This window comes from Bacteroides sp. 41_26 (assembly GCF_949740115.1).
Taxonomy (GTDB): domain Bacteria; phylum Bacteroidota; class Bacteroidia; order Bacteroidales; family Bacteroidaceae; genus Bacteroides; species Bacteroides nordii.
In genome coordinates, this window is sequence record NZ_CATJGZ010000100.1 from 16286 (window position 1) to 35588 (window position 19303).

Genomic DNA, 19303 nt, shown 5'->3' on the forward strand with positions numbered 1-19303 from the left:
ACTCTGTGGTGAGTTTAGTTCATTTTTGATCAGTTAGAGACGGCCTTAAATAACGTTAGATTATCTCTTTTCGCCGTCATATCCCCACTTAACATAAATGGCTCCCCAGGCAAAGCCTGCTCCGAATGCTGTAAAAATCAGATTATCACCTTTTTTGAGTTTATTTTCATAATCCCATATGCAAAGAGGAAGTGTAGCGGCACTTGTATTACCGTAGCGTTCTATATTTACCATAACTTTCTCTTCCGGCATATCCAGGCGTTGTGTAACAGCATTTATTATGCGCTGATTGGCTTGATGTGGGATCACCCAATCGATTTCACCTTTATTCAGGTTGTTTCTTGTAATAATAGCTTCACAGGCATCCGACATATTTGCTACGGCATATTTGAATACCGTACGTCCTTCCTGATAGATATAATGCATATGGTTATCCAGCGTATAGTAGGAGGAGGCACATACGGACCCACCTGCTTTAATATGTAGAAAAGGCAACCCTTTGCCATCTGTTCTCAAAACAGAATCTATAACACCCAGCTCCTCAGTGGTTGGCTCAAGCATAAAGGCGGCTGCACCGTCGGCAAAGATCGGGCAGGTTGCACGATCCGTATAATCTACTATCGACGACATTTTATCAGCTCCTACTATAATAACCTTTTTGTATATTCCTGAACGTATAAAATTCGCTCCGGTTTCCAATGCATAAAGGAATCCGCTGCAAACAGCCTGTACATCAAAGGCAAAAGCATTTTTTAATTCCAGTTTATCACATAATATGGAGGCGGTTGAAGGTAAACGATAATCAGGAGTGGTAGTGGCCACAATCACCAGATCAATATCATCCGGGTGAGATTGGGTACGTTGCATCAATTGTTTTGCAGCTTTGCGAGCCATATATGAAGTTCCAAGTCCTTCTTCTCTTAATATATGCCTTTCTTTTATACCAATACGTCCCATAATCCATTCGTCGGTAGTATCTACCATCTTAGAAATTTCATCATTAGTTAAGATATAATCAGGCACATATCCTCCGACTCCTGTGATTACTGCGTTTATTTTCTGCATCGGTTTTATTGTTTAGTAGGTTTTGAATAGTTTTGCTCATTTTGAGAACTAAAAATAAGGGCGTAAATATACAGAAAAGAGGAGGATTTCCAATAGTAGTCCAATAAACGCTTTGTTCTTTTATCATTGCGAAGGAAACTTTGGGCAAATTTTAACTAAATAGCTGAGGCTGCTTACTTTTGTTTCGTTGCATCCTATTTGTATCGCTATAATTGCCGGATATAGTTTCTTTCCGGTTCATCTTCCTTGGTTGTATGATGATGGATATAGAATCATATTCGGTGAGATTGTAATCTTTTACTAAATGTTATCTGATTGGAAATAGTGGTGGTATGATAGTTGAAAGTGAGTGATCTATTTGATGTTATTGACTGTGATATAAGGTCGGTGTTTTACTGTGAAATCACTATCTTTGCAATGGAATGGAACAATTAATTAATGAAAAGGATATTATGCTTACCTACACATACGTTGAACATGGAAAATTTGAATTGCGGGAGAAGCCAAAACCGGAAATAATAAATTCACGGGATGCAATCATACGAGTGACTCTTGGCAGTATTTGTACCAGTGACCTCCATATCAAACATGGTAGTGTGCCGCGTGCCATCCCCGGGACAACAATTGGGCACGAGATGGTGGGTGTCGTAGAAGAGGTGGGAACTGATGTCACTTTAGTCAAGCCCGGAGATAGAGTAACTGTGAATGTCGAGACTTTCTGCGGAGAATGCTTCTTTTGCAAGCGGGGATATGTTAACAATTGCACCGACTCCAATGGTGGTTGGGCTTTAGGTTGCCGCATTGACGGCGGTCAGGCAGAATATGTCAGAATTCCTTATGCAGACCAGGGGCTGAACCGTATTCCTGATACAGTCAGTGACGAGCAGGCCTTGTTTGTTGGCGATGTGCTTGCAACAGGTTTTTGGGCAACCCGTATTTCGGAGATTTCCGGGGATGATACTGTTCTTATCATTGGCGCCGGTCCTACCGGAATCTGTACGTTATTGTGTGTGATGTTGAAGAAGCCGCGGCGTATTATTGTCTGCGAAAAGTCTCCGGAAAGAATCCGGTTCGTACGTGAACATTACCCTGATGTATTGGTGGTGGAATCTGAAAACTGCAAGGACTTTGTGATTCAAAACAGTGACCATGGTGGGGCTGATGTTGTATTAGAGGTGGCTGGTAGTGAAGATACTTTCCGCTTGGCGTGGGAGTGTGCCCGTCCCAATGCCATTGTCACTATCGTAGCTCTTTATGATAAACCTCAACTTCTTCCTTTGCCCGATATATATGGCAAGAACTTGATTATTAAAACAGGTGGAGTGGATGGCTGCGACTGTGCCGAGATTCTTAATCTGATTGAGGAAGGTAAGATAGATACAACCCCTCTTATTACGCACAGATTTCCGTTGAAGGAGATTGAGGAAGCCTATCGTATATTTGAAAATAAGTTGGACGGAGTTATTAAGGTAGCCATTTATAAATGAATCGTTTTGTGAATGAAGCGATTGCATGTTTAATTCAAAATTATAAGCAATAGTATGCCTGTTATCGAAATATCATCTTTATCTCATCCGGGAGTTGAGGTATTCAGCACTCTTACTGAAACTCAGTTACGCAATCGTACCGAGCCTGATAAGGGGATTTTTATAGTTGAAAGTCCGAAGGTTATCAAGCGAGCTTTGGATACCGGCTATGAACCTTTAGCCATTTTGTGTGAACACAAACATATTGTCGGTGATGCTGCTGAAATTATTGAGCGTTGTGATAATGTGCCTGTCTATACCGGTAGCAGAGAATTGCTTGCTACGCTGACCGGTTATGTCCTGACACGTGGTGTTCTCTGTGCCATGCGCCGCCCTGCTCCACGTAGCATGGAAGAGGTATGCCGGGAAGCCCGGCGTATTGTTGTAATTGACAGTGTTGTTGATGCAGCTAACATTGGTGTTATCTTCCGTTCGGCGGCCGCTCTTGGAATTGATGCTGTATTATTAACGCGTAATTCCTGCGACCCGTTGAACCGCCGTGTGGTCAGGGTGTCTATGGGAGCCGTCTTCTTTGTACCATGGACTTGGATGGATGGTCCTCTCAGTGACTTGGGAAAATGGGGTTTCCGTACGGCTGCTATGGCGCTCACGGATAACTCTATCTCCATTGATAACCCTGCTTTGATGAGTGAATCCAAATTGGCTATCGTGATGGGTAACGAAGGGGAGGGGCTTTCGAGTGAAACGATTGCTGAGGCTGACTACGTAGTTCGTATCCCCATGGCGCGTGGTGTTGATTCGCTCAATGTAGCCGCTGCGGCTGCTGTAGCTTTCTGGCAGCTTCGTGCTCCACAATTTTGAGATTAGTACATTCCAAAGTTATCTCTGATTATTTGCTGATGATACAAATTATTACTATTGCAAATAGGATAGTAATCAAATAGCTATACTTTGCTGATTGCCTTTCTTATAAGAGGGGAATAGATTATTTTACGGTGAAATTAGTCACCTGAATATAGCTGTCGAATAACTCATTGGTAGTGATTATTGCTATATACTAATAGGTTACATTACAAAAATGTGACCACATATAAAGTGATCGTATTTTTATGACCACTGATCTAATTTCTATGCTGATATTTTGTTTGGATTTAATAGTATTTATCAATTCCTCCGAAGCCTGTGATTCTTTTATTATCTTTCGTCTTGTCGATGAAGTTGTGTAATCGCCTTTCAAATTCTTCCGGTCGTTTTCTTGCGGCTTCAATGTATGCAATACGGATACGTTTGTATGCATCGGAAAAGCGTTGATAATTTTGCCATAATCCTTTATCTTCTCTCAGCTTGTCCATTATATCATTGGGAAATATAAATGGTTCGGATAATGCCTTTCGTATCTTATCCTCAAATTTGGGATGTATCATCCTGTTTTCCATCAACCACCTGAGTCTCTCTTTGTTGGCTTGTGAGTATGTACTTTTAGGATTTCGAGGCGTGAAATGCTGAATTTTATGCTCTTTGTCAAGCGACTTTATTGTACTGTCAATCCACTCGAAACAAAGGGCTTCTTCAACAGCATCATTGTATGTAACACTTTTTTTGCCTGAAGATTTACTGGGAAATACAAACCATATTTCATTGGCAGTTTCAAAATTTTCAGCAAGCCATATTCGCCAATCTTCTCGATTCTCAAAATACTTTATTTTATTCTCTGCTGTCATAACAAGGAATATGTGATAATGTAGTCGGTTTCTTAGCTGTCATATAATCAATAGTAGTCTATATACTAATTGTTGGTAATCACTACCTATTTCCGACGCAGCATATTGTATCGCATTTTTTAGCCCCTATTTGTACAATCGTAGCAATTAATTTCAGAAGACTGATTTACTGCTCTTTACCGCACTTGGGTACAAATGGTTTGTAAGGGTAAATATAGTGAATTATTGGTTTGTTTTATTTAGCAATGCTACATATTCGTCGAAAGAACTGTAGTTTTTATGACCTTTTCCTTTTGTCTTTGCCAGAGTTGTTCCGTTTATTCTCTTCTGAATTAATAAAATTAGCTCATCAAATGACTCAATCGGCAGATTGTAAATTGTCCTAGTGGCTCCTATCTTGAAGTGTTTCTTGAGTGAAGCTGGAAATACTCCATATTTCATGTTTTCTTTTCCAACCTCCCATTCTTTATATTCATGATAACGATTAATTAGATGACTTACGTAGTTAGCCTTTGCCACATCGAAACCAATACAACCTTCAGGATACTTCTGTTTTACAGTTTTCTTTGGAGTAGATACCTTTACAATATTATTATTACCAATAATACTGTGTTTTACATCTCCGTTTACTTGAAGTGTATTTTTAGGTGTACTAAGCCCTCCTGTTATGAGTTCTATCTTTTTTTTGAATACCTCTGCTTGGGAAATATCGCTTTTAGTTATCTTAGAATGACATATAGGACAAAGTAAAATTAAATTGCCATTGTCGTTGTTAGATGGATTCTCATCAATGTGGTGAATCTCAAAATGTCCTACGTCAGTATTGTCACAAAAAGGGCATTTTGATCCTATTTCTTTTTGTAACTCAGCTCTGATTTTATTAATCTGAGGTATTCTAACCCTATTTTTTGGATTATTTGTCATATTGCTATTGTCTAATATTAATCTTCTTATAGATTTATCCTAATCATAGTTCTTGTTTCAAGTATATCATATCTTTCAGCAACACCCCATCTTCAAGTATCTGATAATCGTAGTTGTCTGTGAAGAAGTTTTCTATTCGATGTGAATATTCATAGCCACAACTTTTGTAGAAGCCAACTGTACTTGCTACATCACCTGTGCCAACTATCATTCGGGTGTACTTTCCAGCATAGTGTTTAACTAAATAATTTATCAGTCTCTCATCCTTATTTGTTAATAGCTTTAATAAAGGCTCTCCTAATGTTATTATGGGACATGAAGGATAGGCATTCAATTCTTCACGTAACAATTCCAGATTGGGTTGTATATGATTATATAACACATTCATTGTAGATGCAGGAGGGTTTGTATAGAAATACTTAAAAAGATTTGTTGCATAAACATTGGATAGAGATAACCCAAGTCCATTACAAATGCGACTTATGTATGAGGCAAGAGCATTCTTTTTATCAAGATTTAGAGTTGTCTCTATTTTTTTTCTACTATTGATATTTTTCACCGTTGGATCCTGCCCTATGATAATCAATCGAATATCATCGCTGCCGATATAAGGCTGAATGATGTTGGAATTCAATAATACATCTATTCGGTTTTCAGCATAATCTGTCAACTCGGATATAATCAGGCTTACTCGATCCGTAATATTATCTTGATTCATATCGACGATTTTATATATTAACCAATAACTTCCCAACGCCCCGATTTATTAGAGCCGACACGCATAATTAAACCTTTCTCTTTTAATGTTGCCATAATACGCTCACCCTGTCGTAAGGATACCGAGAGCGATTCGGCAACCTCTTTTGCAGTTATCCGATTATTAATTCGGATAAGTTCTAATGTACGTTGTTCGTTTATACCGACATTTATACCGACATTTATACCGACATCAACGCGAGGTTCTAAACCTTCATCTTCTATGGAAGCTTGATAATTATGGATTACCTGTTCTAAGTTACGGATATGCTCATCAAACATAAAGTTGCGAAATAGCTCTATATCCTCGTTTTCACGAGTAGCGATAAGAGTCTCTATGTATTTGGCTTTACGGTCTTTGTTGATATTGGAAGGGATAATCCCGTATTCAAACTGCAACTGATTCATCAGCAATCGACACATTCTACCGTTTCCATCAGCCCAAGGGTGGATAGTTACTAAATGGAAGTGAGCATCGAAGCTTAGTTTGTAGCATTCAATAACATTTGCCTTTGAAAGAGTTTTTCGCCTTTGATTGATACTTTCGCAAAGTTCTGCCAGTTTTGCCGGTACCTTAGAATAATTCATATAAGAACGTCCTCCGGTGCCAGCTGTGACATTCAGTAAACGTAGATCTCCATTCGCAGACGAAAATTCACCCAATGGAGTATTGTATATTGTGCCTGTATTCTTCAGAACGATAGAAGATAGCTTTTTCAGCATATTAACAGAAATATCGCTATGGCTCTTTGCAAAGACGATCGATTGTTCGTATGCCGCTTTCAAGTCTAAGTTCATGAGCTGCTCAGTCATCGAGCGACCTTTGGCACTGATGCCTTCATCAAACAGCAGTTGATTCTCAATTTCAGTGACAGTTGAACCCTCAATGGCTGTTGAATGAGTAATAAGAGAGTATAGATAGAACTTGTTATAATCTATCTGCTGGTCTATACCCAGTTCTTTAAACTGAGCCAACAAGGATAATATTTTCTGTTCTCTAGTCATGAATCATTATCGTTTTGTTATATTGTGTATGAACTGCATATAGTCTCTTTTATAAACTATAATAGTACACTTTTATCTTCTGCGCCATTAATTTACGTCGCTCATTCAAAAAAGCGTCATAGTTTGATTTCTCCATCTCCACTATATCTTCCGGGATACAATTTTCTCGCAAATTCTTACGAAGCACATCTAAGTCCACAATATTGCCATAAATTAGTTGTTTGGTTTCACATTGTTCGAATGCTTTGCGGAAATAAATACTGGGTGCATCATCGGATACCGCTTTATTAACTTGTGTATCAAGGTAGGTGTAGTTTGCTATTTGATTGTATTTCGATTTATCCGTCCAGCCATTTCTAATCAGATACTTTTTGGGGAATATGTGATGAACATCCCCAATAACGGTAATCAAGTCACTAACCTTACCTCCATTTGTAAATAGAGCATTGTCTCCATTATAAATTTGTGCAGCTAGATACGTATTAAAATATGGGCTGTTGATAGCAGATGTTTCTAGGTTTTGGACTAATCCTACATTCCAAAATGTTTCAGATAAGTTAGCGGCTTCAACTTCCTCGAAGTATGCTACAAACCCTCTTTCTTTAATTCTACGGATATCTGTATCCATAACACTCTCAGGAGAGGTGATATATCTGCTGGTTAAAGTTGTCATGACATACCATTTAGCAACGTAGTGCTTAATTTTTGCATTGTCAATATTAGGATCAGCATGGAGTAAGAGATAAAGTGTATAGGCGAAATCAAGTGTCATTTGTGAGTTTATCAATTTATTACTGATAAATCCGGCTGACTTAATTGTTAATACAAAGTTCGAAAAGGCATACTCGTTCATGAAATCCATAACCCCTTCTGTGAGTTTTTGGAATGAAGCTTCTGCAATTTCTTCTTTGTATTCACGTGTCTCGAAATAGCGTCCTCCTAACAAACTTACCAAGTCCTTCATTTTGGCACGATTGAACTTATACATGAAAGCTATTCGAAGGATGTCATTATAATCAGGATCAAATATATCTTCACGATCATCTTTCAGCCACTTTAATTTGTTAGCAAATGGAGTCGCCATAAATTCTGTATCTTTACACATATCACCATACCAATCAGGCTGAATAGCTAGATGAGAGAAATAGTCGATAGCTTTTCTTAGTACGTTGCCACCATAGTTCGTATTGGCTGCAATCTTTGACATGGCAAAGTCTGCTTGGTTCAGTTTTGCCCCTTGGCTGTTGATGCGAATGAAGATCTCTGTAACTTCGTCAATGGTGAGCTCTCTGTTTAATGTAATTACACCTATTTGACGGTTCTTGATATCCATTAATTGCATGAGAATTTTATTCAGTTCGCTTCCTCTAATCTCAGTATTTGCAGTACAATATTGATTTACGAACTGCCATAGATCAAAAGTCGGTTTAAAAACTTCTGCAATATCTGCAATCCAGCGTTTATCTCTCAAAATGGCATTATCTTGTACTTTGAATATTTCTTCCTCGTTTTCAGGATTAGCCAGAGGATTAAATGCTATTTTTATTCTTTTCCTCTCGAAGTTGGCATTGATAACTTCCATTCCCATAATGGCAGTCATCAGTGCAGTTACCCGTTGCTGTCCATCTATCATTATCTTTTTTCCCTCAGAAAGAGTGCCGTCCTTCAATTTCATATTGGGACTTTGAGAGATAATAAGATATCCGGTTGGATAGCCTGTATATAATGAGTCTATCAAATCGCGTACCTGTCGAGGTTTCCAGACAAAAGGGCGTTGAATTTCAGGGATAGCAATTTCACCGGACTTAATGAAGTTCAGGATTTGCTCTAATGCTATATTGGATGCGTTATATTTTTCAGCCATAACCACTTAGTATTTTCTATTTTTAGAATTAGGTGTTTTATTTATTTGAGTTGGATTTGATATCAACTTCCAAAACCTTCCCCAGCAAATACTCCACCTGTCTGGAATCCGGATTATATTGAGTATCTATAACTTCGACCAACATTCTGTCTCCTCCGCCGGCTGTATTTCCAACAAATAGACGCAATGCATCAAACTTGCGTAAATATCTAGTGCCTGTATCTTGTTCTACCCATGTGTATTTGCCTATTTGGCTTTGTTTCATATCTCTGTATTCAACCGTTTTTTCTCCTTTTAGGATCAAGTCAAAATAAATCTGTTTGATTCGCAGTGTTAGGATAGACCAGCCAGTTGTATCTACTTTTTCACTTGCTGTTCTTTTTTCTTTTTCAACTTTTTCGAGTACTTGCATGGTTGGATTATATCTATAGTCAACAACGGAACCATCAATAATCATTTCTACCACTCGTTCAATAATCCCTAATGGCACAACGAACCATTCTTGAGGTATAGTTTCGTTCCCCGATATATCTCTAACCTTAATTTTGAATTGTACGGATTTAAAAAACTGATGGATAATGTTTTCGAATACGTTTGTCTTCATATTAAAGGTTTTCCATACCGAAACTATTTTCACTTTATCCATTAGATAAGTTGGCTCATATTCACAATTCTTTATCCGTTCTTCAACTGTTGTTGTTGAGAAACCGATTTTATATAAGTCTTTTTTTCCTTGTATTTGTGAATCAGTAGATAAGGAAGATAGTACATATATATATCCATCCGGAATATCAGAACTTTCTATATTATTGAAACGTACTTCTAAAGCAGCTTCATCAGTATCTGTACTCTCTGTAATAATGAATCCATCTATTTGTATGCTCTTCCCTAAGGTTCTGAATTTTATATCAGATTCAGTTCCGTTTTCATATATAAGGCGCGTCCGTCCATCAAGGTGTCCGCCTGTTCTGTTCTCTTTTCTCATTTTTATCAGCTGATCCAGATAAACCACTACCCCGTTTAATACATAATAATGTCCGGCTTGAATAGCAGATTCGCCTGTATATCTTTTCAGCATTCGTTTGCCTTCACGTAGATCTTTATGGATTTGCTTAAATCCAGATTCATAATCAGCAAAATTTTCACAAATAACCCGCTGAGCTACATAATCAGCTTCTTTACGCTCTTTCTTTGCCTTTAGGACTTCCGGAAAAGTAAAAAGGGCTTTCTCCTCATCTGTTATCTTTAATATGGGGTCTTTAAATAGCTCCTCCAATTCTTTATTGATGTCATCTATTTCCATAAGCTACTCTATATTTAACAAGTTGAATTCATCATATTCCTTTAATGAAGACACTGAAGGATGATTCTGTATGGCCTCCAGACTTCGACAAAGTTTCTTTTCTTCAAAACCTCCTTCAGGCAAGGGCCAATGCCCTGTTCGCTTTATATACTCATTAATGCACAAGAGTTTCTCAGCCAAACGGTCATCTGCTGTCAGTGGCTTAGGAGCAGGTCTGACATCTGCCAAGAGAGGATCATTAAATAATTCTTCAAGCTCTTTGGGATATTCCATGGGACACTCTTTTATTTATAAATTAATTACTCTTTGGATCGTATTCCAATCCCATTTCTTTTCTGATTTTCTGATTCTTAATCTTTAGATAGGCTTGTGCCAGCCTTTGTACTTTCAGATTAGGATGATTGATATCAGGAAGTTGCCCATTGTTGGCAACTACATATTGCTTCAATGGACCTTTGAAAAGAAGGATAGCCTCTTCAATGCTCATGTCGTATTTTTGTTCAGCAATCGTATTTTGAATCACTTTCAGCATTCTGGCATTCACCTGTTTCGAAAGAATTTCATAGGCTCTTTGGAAAGGATTGATTGTATCAATAATATTGATAGACAATTTATCAATGTTGATAAACTTATTGGTCAGTCGTAACAGGCGTTGTCCGTCTGGTTGTACCTCTACGTTGTTCCCTTTTACGATGGTGTCTAAGATAGTGCGTTGACGAACTTCTTCTACTTCATCAGCTGTTAAATCCGGATATTTCTCCTTGATAATTTTAGGAATAAGTACTTTGTTGATAGTTTCTGCGTAGGTATCAGATGCCATTGCTTTTACAATCATATCATCTTGTAGGATAGTTGCTTTCAAGTCGTCTAATTGTTCGGCGACTATCGTTTTTGTTTTTTCTGAGGATAACGGTTTCAATCCTTCTACAATAAGTGTACGTTTATCACCCTCGCCGCCTTCTGCCCCTTCTTTTGCCTCTTTGGCTGTCCTAAACTTCCAAGATGGTGCCATTACTTGTTCCATCAGAAGTGAAGCCGTTATTGCTTTTAGTAAATCATTGACAGCTACGGTTACATCTTCTTGTTTAGCATTGGGCATTGCAATCAGATTTGTAAATTGAGCAGTCTCTTTTCCTTCACAGTCGCGGGTACATCGACCTATAATCTGCACAATTTCTGTCAATGACCCTCGAACTCCAATCGTGAGGCAATGTTCACACCATTTCCAGTCGAATCCTTCCTTTGCTGTTCCAAGTGCTATGATAATATCTACATCTTCTTTCTTTTTTATGTTACGGAGATAACGTTGAAGTGTTTCACGTTCAGAGGTAGTTTCCTCTACGAGGTTTGCTATTTTTAATTCTCTGCCATCTGGAGTAACAACATATTTAATCGTGGTATTATAGTCTGTATATCTAACAGTACCAATCTTTTGTATGATTTCATCTACTTCTGTATGCTTGCCTAGTCCAGTAGCTGCACGCGAATTGACTGAAGGAATGTGAATAATAGTTTTCTTGGTAGTATCTAGCACTTCTGATATGGCATCTAAATAGTTGCCTTGATAGAATTTATATCCAATAGCCAGATTCTTTAGATATTGATAGCCATTCAGTTGCTGATAGTAGTTGTAGGTTACCGGGTGAAATCTCGCTTCATCTTCTGCACGTAGCACTGGAACTCCATCTCCGCGAAAATACGAACCAGTCATGGCTAGTATGTGAGCATTGGTATTGACTATGAGTCGGCGTACGATGTCTCCCAATCCGCTGTCAGCGTCTGCTGAAGTATGATGGAATTCATCGATACCAATTAATGTATCATTGAAACATTCGTCGTCCAAATCCTTGAAAGCATAGCGTAGTGTAGAGTGTGTACACACAAGTGTTTTGGCCGCTTTGTCTTGGAGAAACTCTTTGAACCGTCCCACTTTATTGCTTTCATCGTCTCCGCCACATAAATTATAATAAGGTGCGACAGTCCAATCGGCAAAGAAGCCAAACTCTTTTAAATTTGTATTTTTAAAGGAGCCGCCAATGGTTTTTTCAGGTACTGATACAATGGCCTTTTGAATGCCTTGATATTGCATTTTATAGAGTGCAACAAACATCATAGCTCGACTTTTACCGGATGCGGGTGGTGCTTTGACAAGTAAGTATTGCTTGTCTTTGCATTCATATACTTTATCTTGCATCTCACGCATACCCAGTTTATTGGTATTGGTGGATTGTCCGGTTTGTTCGTATGTAATGTCTACTATATTTTCGGCTTTCATAATCTATTTTTCTTTTTTAGTCATTTTCTCATATAACTTGAACAGGCACTCCAATCGTTCTTCATCATTCTCGAATGGTTTGTCTTGATAGCAACTCTCTACAATCAAGTCTAACGCATGATGTGCTTGGCGAAGATTGTCCGGCATTTTATCCGGATCATAAAGATCTGCTAACGTTTTATCAGGATAGTCTTCACGGCATAAAAGGACTTCCTCTGCGGCAGATTCGATTTGCTTTTCTTTCTCTTTGGATATTTTGGGGAAAGGGAAGGTGTTGTAGCAAAGTTGAGCAGAATAGCGGTAATCTGTTTTTAGTCTTCCTCCAACGGTTTTAACCCAAGCCATGTGCATTTTGCTGGTGAGAATGCCAAAAAGCCATAATGTAGCACCATAAACAACATTTGCAGAATTTGAGACAACAACATTGGAATTCAATATCCCCATCGGAATATATGCTCTATTTTCTGATGATGTGGCTGGAATTATAATTGACTTTTCTTTCCTGTACGAGGAAAAAAAGAAACTATAAGGTCTTTCTGAAGTTATTCGGGTTGCATTTTCTGTACTTTTTAGTCTAAAACTCCTTATATGTTCAAAACGGTTGTGTAATTCAGGGATTTTATCAGCTTCTTTGAATTCTTCATTTGAAATCATCAAGCAATATCTTAATTCTCCACGAATAAATTCTTTTGAACCAGTGAATTGATAAATATATTTACTGACAGTATTCCCGTATTTTTTGATCAATTCATTTTTTTCATCAACATTCAATATTAGTTTTCCGTCATCAGTTGCTTTGTTTCCAGATACGGATTGTATTGATATTGATGGATTTGAGCTTCTTTTTACAACAATAGTATTATTCCCTTCCAACAAATAGCAATTAATATTCTTCACAAATCTACATTGTTCATTGTTGAATAGGAGTTTCTTTGAGGTTGATATAGATGTAACTCCCACAATAATAACTATGACTTGAGCTTTTCCTTTAGCATTATTATCCCATTTAAATGAAGTATAAGCAAAGTTGATTTCTAAGTTTAAGCCCAAAATAGGCTTCCATAACATAGCAACTTGTTCACCCTGACATATGCTGTTTGTACTTACAAAAGCATATTTAGCAGTTGTCTTATGTATATATACAGCACCTAAATAGAACCAGCAAGCAATGTAGTCTAGGTCTTTGTAACTATTCAAATTTCCAAGGACATACTCTTTATCCCCTTTTTGCTCTGAGCTCTGCATACTACTACCTAAATAAGGTGGGTTTCCAAAGACAAATACCTCTTCATCCCCTGTATGTGGGCAAACCTCATTCCAATCCACCCGGCAAGCATTCCCTTGAACAATATTCCCATTTGTGCGCAAAGGAAGTGCTGGAATCTGCACATTTGTAAATTCACGTGTAAACATACAGTTCATTTGGTGCTCTGCCAGCCAAAGAGAAAGCATGGCCACTTCGTGAGCAAAATCGTCAATCTCTATTCCATAAAATTGATTTAACTGGATGTTGACAAAGGGAATTTCGTATTGTCCTTTTAGGGATGATATTTGTTTCCAGATTAAGATTTCAAGTTTACGTAACTCTTTATAAGCGATGATTAAGAAATTACCACTTCCGCAGGCAGGGTCAAAGAATTTCATCTTAGAGATGCGAACTAGTAGTTGGCGCAAACCTTTTACACTGTCTTTAACCTTTGTAAACTCCTCGTAAAGATCGTCAAGAAACAACGGCTGGATAACTTTCATGATGTTGGGGACACTTGTATAGTGCATTCCCAACGAACCTCGTTGACTGGGGGAGACTACAGCCTGAATCATAGAACCGAAAATATCCGGATTAATATCTTTCCAGTTCAGTCCACCGCATTCAAGGATCAGCTTTCGGGCTCTATATCCCATCTTGGGAATAGATATTTGTTTATGAAATAATCCTCCATTGACATAAGGAAATTGGGTGATAACAGAAGGAACCCCTACTCTCAAATCCTTATCCATTATATTGAAACAAGCACTCAAATATTCAGAAAGATCGGAGCCGTCTTCTTGGGTATAGCGACTGATGGAAGCAGTAAACAGATTCTCTTCGAATATTCCGGTATCTTCAGCAAAGAAGCAGAAAAGCAAGCGAGTCATAAAGATATTCAGATCGTGTAAATCGTCGCCTGATGAGAATTCATTGTATCGGCGAATTTCATCATGAAGCTTGGCCATCTTCTCGGCAGCTTTTACATCGGCCGGATTCTCGTCAACACCTCGGTAACGTTCTACTCCTGCCAATGGATAAAAGAATTGAAAGTCCAGCCATAGAGCTTTTAGTTTATTGTCGTACGACTCTTTTTCCTTAGGATCATAAGCCTGAATAGAGCTTCCATCGGAGGTAATCAATAAGCGTGGTTTTGCACGTAGCACAACCGGATCATTTTTCATGATCTCCAGTTCGGAAATAAGAGCTTCTGTCGCCACTTGACGGTATGCAAGCAAACCTTTAATCAATACACCATTGAAACCGGAAATAATACCTTTACCATCTTTGTATCTTTTGATATATGCATCTGTAGTGCCAAAGGCTTTTAATAAGATATAAGGTATTTCTTCAATAGGAAAAGATTCTTTGAATGATGTGAGCCTTTTTTCTATATCTTGATAACTGATTGTCGTTGCCATATTATATTATTCGTTAGATGACTTATCATGTTCTGCTAACAAGTCTTTGGGATTTACGTTTAATAGTTCTGCTATCTGAAACAATACCTCCAAGCTAGGTTGACGGCGATTACAGACATAAGCATTCGTTTGACTAAAACTTTTGCCAATCTTTTCCGCAAGCCATGTTTGCTTGATGCCCTTTTCTTCGAGGACTTCTTTTATTCGATTCATATCAATTAAATATTGATGTTTTCTTTTATTTGGCTATAAAGATATGAAATATCCCGCTATATAATAGCGAAAAGATGAAGACTTTTTATTTTCTCCATCTTTTCAACTTATTGACTAACTACTTCTTTTGTTTAATTTTATCTGCTTCCTGTCGCAGTTGTTCGGCTTGTGTCTCCTTGAGCCGGGCTTGTTCAAGTTCTCGGGCTCGCTGTTCTACACGTTGTTCATGCTCTTCAACCATCCGACGTATGGAGTGTTGCTTCTGTTTCTCACGCTTGTACTCAAAGATGGTTTCGAGTTTCAGCAGGTTTTCGCTGGTGATTTCACCAAATATTTTGATGTAGCGGAACTTAATATCATTATCACTCAAACGGCTGTTTGCTGAGAACTGATAGAGGTTGTAGCATACCGAGCTGAGCAATGCAACAGTGAGCGAGACCAATGCAATGACCACCTTTGAAGATTTCAACTCTATGGAATGAAGGCTTCGAAATTCTTTGAAAGCCCGTTCTTTCATCCCTTGACAGGCTACTACTTCTATGCCTTGCGCAGTGGTGAAAAGTTCCGGGAGTTGAAATAGAATGGATTGCTGTTGAACCGTAAGAGCCGTTTCGTTCATTAGGTTTTGTACTCTGGTAGCAGTTTGTTTGAAATATTCAGTTAGCAGAATCGCTCGTTGAACGGTTTCCGTGTCTACCTGATCTTTGCCGCATTCTCCGTAGAGCCAACGGATTATCTGTATCACCAAGCAAAAGCGAATGATATAGATTTCCAGTTTACAATATATTCCTAAAAGCATTTCATTGCTGAGATTATCGCATAGGTCTGTGTGGTTATGCTGCCATTTATACAATAGTCTGCGAGCCTCTTCGCTAAAGGTTACGATTAAAGGTTGAATCTCATTGTTCTCATTAAATGAGCACTCAATGTTGATAAGACCATTTAGTAGTGTATGCCATTGGGATTCCAAATCGGGAGAAATATCTTTCTCGTTCCATCGGGCTTTTTGCTGAATGGCGGGCATGATGAATAGGATACGGTAATCCGTTGCTTGAACGGTCGCCATGAGCTAAATCGCTGAGAATCTTTTTCTGGATGGTGCCGATCACCGGAATGAATGGGCGGGTGATGAAAATGGAGCTTTTAGCATTCTTTCTATCGGAAATAACAGTCTTAGCACTGAATATCGACAGCCAGAACTGTTCTTTCGAACCATTATTATAAGGGTTGAAGTTTTTAAACCATGCCGAAAGTTCGTCCGACCAGAGGCAAAGCCCACGTTTATTCTGTGCATGGATATAACTCAACCCTTCGGGTGTAATGTCCGAAACCAGAAAGCGTTTACGGATTGGTTCTTGTGGAGATTCCTCAGCGCCGGCATCCTGACGTTCTTTTTTACTCATAGATATATCTTGCTCATACTTAGCATACAGTTTCCCAAATTCCAGATTTTGCTGATAGTCGAAGTTAATAAAGGGCTTCATGGCAAAGCTGAGGGGGATGGCTTTTGTTTGCACCTGGCCGGCCGATCAATGCTACAAACAGAATGGTACTTTCTACCCAACCTTGTTTCATTTGGATAAGGTGGGTATTGCCTATTCCTGCTGCAATGGCGGTCAGGATAGAAGCGGCCGTATAATCAATAGGATAACTTTGACACTCATATACCTCATGTATAATTTGTTGAATCTTGGATGGAAATATCTCAACCGGAAATTCTGTGCCTGCAAAAGACATATTCATTCTTCCGGATTAGCAGTAGCTTTCTTCGAGAAATAGTAATCAATGTGTTTTTTGCTCCAATAGGTTTGCCACGATTAAAGGTTCGAGCAATGTTGTGCTTCTTGGCAACAACAAAGATCCATGAATCGACTACATTGTATTTCTCTTTGACTTCGGCTGTAGTGTAGAACTCGGTGATAGGAGCACGTTCCTTTGATTGGATACGAAATTCTGTCGGACGGTTGAATAGCTCGTCAATATCGTTTTTTCGCAGTAAATATTTACATCCCAATCGAGTAGCTTTCAACTCACCATTTTTTAGATAGCTGTATAAAGTAGGACGGGTGACTCCTAAATAAACGGCAGCTTCTGTGATTGTGATAAACGGTTTGTCCTTTATCTTTTCAATGGGCTTTTCGAGTATGATTTTCTCTGTAAACTGATTGTTTGCCTTGATTACTTCATCTCGCTTTTTCTTTTTGTACAATGCATTTACACACCTGTGCGAACAGCATGTAGTCGTAGTCTTATGGGCGATAAATTCTGCACTGCACCAGTTACAAATCTTTTTGATGTCAATGTTACTACTCATTTTTAATTCGTATTAGTTCTCTGTTATTTCCGTAAAATCCCGTAAAACCGTGTAAAATGGCGTAAAGTTTCTCTATCACCTTTCCAATCAGTTTTCGGTTGCAAACCTCCGAGACCCAAATACGGTACAAAAATGAGCTGAAAAACAAGTAGCAACGATCACTATCGCAGATACGAGCAAAAAGAAAGGCGTTGAATTTCAACGCCTTATTAGTCAATAGTAATCTATGCTAATCGTTGGTAATCACCAATTACTTCCCGATGCAAAAATGCTGAAATATATTTTGAAGTACCATATCGTTTGTTACCTCTCCTGCTATATCCGACAGGTGGAAGATACATTCTCGTATATCCTGTGCTAAAAAATCTCCGGAAATATTCGCATCCAATCCGTTTTGTACTCGGTGTATGGCATCCAGTGCACGGGATAGAGCCTCATAATGGCGAACATTTGTGACGATTACATCATTTTGTGTGATCGTTGGGAGGTGGGCGGCTTCGATCAGTGTTTGTTGTAATTCGTCAGTACCTGATCGTTGTCTTGCAGAAATAAAGATTGAACTCACGTCTTCTTTGGAGAAACTTGATAGAAGAGAAATTATATCTTTCTTTTGTTCTTCTCTGATCAGGTCAGATTTATTAAATACTACGATCAGATGTTTATTTTGGCAACGTGGGAGAATTTTACCTGAAAGCTCTTCCATTTGTGATTTCGCGTCTGTTGCATCAATCATCCAAAGCACAATTTCGGCCTGATCCAGTTTCTGGAAGGTACGTTCAATACCCAAACTCTCGATAGTATCATTAGTCTCACGAATTCCGGCAGTATCTATAAAGCGGAAAGTGATGCCACCTATGTTTACAGTATCTTCAATGACATCACGGGTTGTGCCGTGAATATCACTGACGATGGCTTTATCTTCATTCAACAGAACATTCAATAGGGTCGATTTTCCTGCATTGGTTTCACCTATAATAGCTACCGGAACACCATTTTTTATAGCATTTCCTACACTGAACGAATGAACCAGGCGAGTGATAACCTGTTCTATCCCATCTGCTAAATGGCGTAATGCGGAACGGTCTGCAAACTCCACATCTTCTTCACTGAAATCCAGCTCGAGTTCGATCATAGATGTGAAGTCGAGAAGTTTTCCACGGAGGTCAGCTAATTCTTTACTAAAGCCGCCACGCATCTGGCTCATGGCTAAACGGTGGGTAGCAGCAGAGGTTGAAGCAATCAGGTCTGCCACAGCTTCTGCCTGGCTGAGGTCCATCTTGCCGTTCAAAAAAGCTCTTTGTGTATATTCTCCGGGTTGAGCCATACGACAGCCGTTTTTGATAAGCAGTTGCATCACCTGCTGAAGAATATAGGTAGAGCCATGACACGTAATTTCAGTACTGTCCTCCCCAGTATAGGAGTGGGGGGCACGAAACAAGCTGACAAGTACTTCATCCACAATCTCTTTCTCATTGTATATATGTCCGAAAGTTAATGTATATGGCTTTTTATCAGATAGTTGCTTCCCTACTTTAGCTGGAGTGAAAATACGTTCAGTAATAGTTATGGCATCGGGACCAGAGACGCGGATACTTCCGATAGCTCCTCCTTGGGCGGTGGCTATAGCACAAATGGTGTCTTGATTCATTATTTTTTCATTTTGAAAGGCAAAGATAGGATTTTCTGTAGAAAAAAGGAATAACTTTTAA

The 19303-nt window shown here is 38.7% G+C and carries 14 protein-coding genes and 3 pseudogenes; 2 read left to right on the forward strand and 15 right to left on the reverse strand.

All coding sequences use genetic code 11. From position 1 onward, the window contains the following. Positions 1 to 60: 60 nt before the first annotated feature. Positions 61 to 1065, reverse strand: coding sequence for a beta-ketoacyl-ACP synthase III (locus QX565_RS15460; protein WP_289293391.1), 1005 nt, complete (start codon positions 1063 to 1065; stop codon positions 61 to 63). A 452-nt stretch (positions 1066 to 1517) separates the two neighbouring features. Here QX565_RS15460 and QX565_RS15465 point away from each other — a divergent pair, with 452 nt between their 5' ends. Together QX565_RS15465 and QX565_RS15470 are read left to right on the forward strand one after the other, a co-directional pair. Further along, positions 1518 to 2552, forward strand: coding sequence for an alcohol dehydrogenase (locus QX565_RS15465; RefSeq protein WP_354003824.1), 1035 nt, complete (start codon positions 1518 to 1520; stop codon positions 2550 to 2552). Positions 2553 to 2606: 54 nt separating this feature from the next. Then, positions 2607 to 3413: a TrmH family RNA methyltransferase gene (locus QX565_RS15470; protein ID WP_289293394.1), complete on the forward strand. Its 807-nt coding sequence runs from the start codon at positions 2607 to 2609 to the stop codon at positions 3411 to 3413. Between the two features lie 290 nt (positions 3414 to 3703). On the opposite strand, the gene QX565_RS15475 is transcribed toward QX565_RS15470, so the two are convergent. The 14 genes and pseudogenes from QX565_RS15475 to mnmE form a co-directional block, all read right to left on the reverse strand. Continuing rightward, entirely contained in the window at positions 3704 to 4273 is a 570-nt protein-coding gene (locus tag QX565_RS15475; RefSeq protein ID WP_221648629.1) for a YdeI/OmpD-associated family protein, read from the reverse strand. Between the two features lie 222 nt (positions 4274 to 4495). Then, a complete protein-coding gene (locus tag QX565_RS15480) occupies positions 4496 to 5197 on the reverse strand; it encodes an HNH endonuclease signature motif containing protein (protein ID WP_289293397.1) in 702 nt (233 codons plus the stop codon). A gap of 43 nt (positions 5198 to 5240) precedes the next feature. Next, positions 5241 to 5459: pseudogene (locus QX565_RS20605) on the reverse strand (GNAT family N-acetyltransferase); the annotation flags it as partial. A gap of 6 nt (positions 5460 to 5465) precedes the next feature. Continuing rightward, a pseudogene (locus QX565_RS15485) lies at positions 5466 to 5915 on the reverse strand (uracil-DNA glycosylase family protein); the annotation flags it as partial. A 17-nt stretch (positions 5916 to 5932) separates the two neighbouring features. After that, positions 5933 to 6958 (reverse strand): Fic family protein, encoded by a 1026-nt coding sequence (locus QX565_RS15490; protein WP_289293400.1) that lies wholly within the window; start codon positions 6956 to 6958, stop codon positions 5933 to 5935. Between the two features lie 49 nt (positions 6959 to 7007). Continuing rightward, the gene (locus tag QX565_RS15495; RefSeq protein ID WP_289293401.1) at positions 7008 to 8822 is read right to left on the reverse strand and encodes a GmrSD restriction endonuclease domain-containing protein; all 1815 of its coding nucleotides are present in this window, start codon (positions 8820 to 8822) and stop codon (positions 7008 to 7010) included. 37 nt (positions 8823 to 8859) lie between these two features. Next, positions 8860 to 10125, reverse strand: coding sequence for a GIY-YIG nuclease family protein (locus tag QX565_RS15500; protein WP_289293402.1), 1266 nt, complete (start codon positions 10123 to 10125; stop codon positions 8860 to 8862). A 3-nt stretch (positions 10126 to 10128) separates the two neighbouring features. Beyond that, positions 10129 to 10398, reverse strand: a complete 270-nt coding sequence (locus QX565_RS15505) for a hypothetical protein (protein WP_289293404.1) — start codon at positions 10396 to 10398, stop codon at positions 10129 to 10131. 22 nt (positions 10399 to 10420) lie between these two features. Beyond that, positions 10421 to 12400 (reverse strand): DEAD/DEAH box helicase, encoded by a 1980-nt coding sequence (locus tag QX565_RS15510; RefSeq protein ID WP_289293406.1) that lies wholly within the window; start codon positions 12398 to 12400, stop codon positions 10421 to 10423. Positions 12401 to 12403: 3 nt separating this feature from the next. Beyond that, entirely contained in the window at positions 12404 to 15067 is a 2664-nt protein-coding gene (locus QX565_RS15515; protein WP_289293407.1) for a class I SAM-dependent DNA methyltransferase, read from the reverse strand. A 6-nt stretch (positions 15068 to 15073) separates the two neighbouring features. Beyond that, positions 15074 to 15280, reverse strand: coding sequence for a helix-turn-helix domain-containing protein (locus tag QX565_RS15520; RefSeq protein ID WP_414429673.1), 207 nt, complete (start codon positions 15278 to 15280; stop codon positions 15074 to 15076). A gap of 490 nt (positions 15281 to 15770) precedes the next feature. After that, positions 15771 to 17023: pseudogene (locus tag QX565_RS15525) on the reverse strand (DUF3987 domain-containing protein); the annotation flags it as partial. Continuing rightward, a complete protein-coding gene (locus tag QX565_RS15530) occupies positions 16986 to 17594 on the reverse strand; it encodes a helix-turn-helix domain-containing protein (protein ID WP_289293408.1) in 609 nt (202 codons plus the stop codon). The pseudogene QX565_RS15525 and the gene QX565_RS15530, both read right to left, overlap by 38 nt. A gap of 250 nt (positions 17595 to 17844) precedes the next feature. Then, positions 17845 to 19242 carry a tRNA uridine-5-carboxymethylaminomethyl(34) synthesis GTPase MnmE gene (gene mnmE / locus QX565_RS15535; RefSeq protein ID WP_221648621.1) on the reverse strand — a complete coding sequence of 466 codons (1398 nt, stop codon included), beginning with the start codon at positions 19240 to 19242 and terminating at the stop codon, positions 17845 to 17847. Positions 19243 to 19303: the final 61 nt, after the last annotated feature.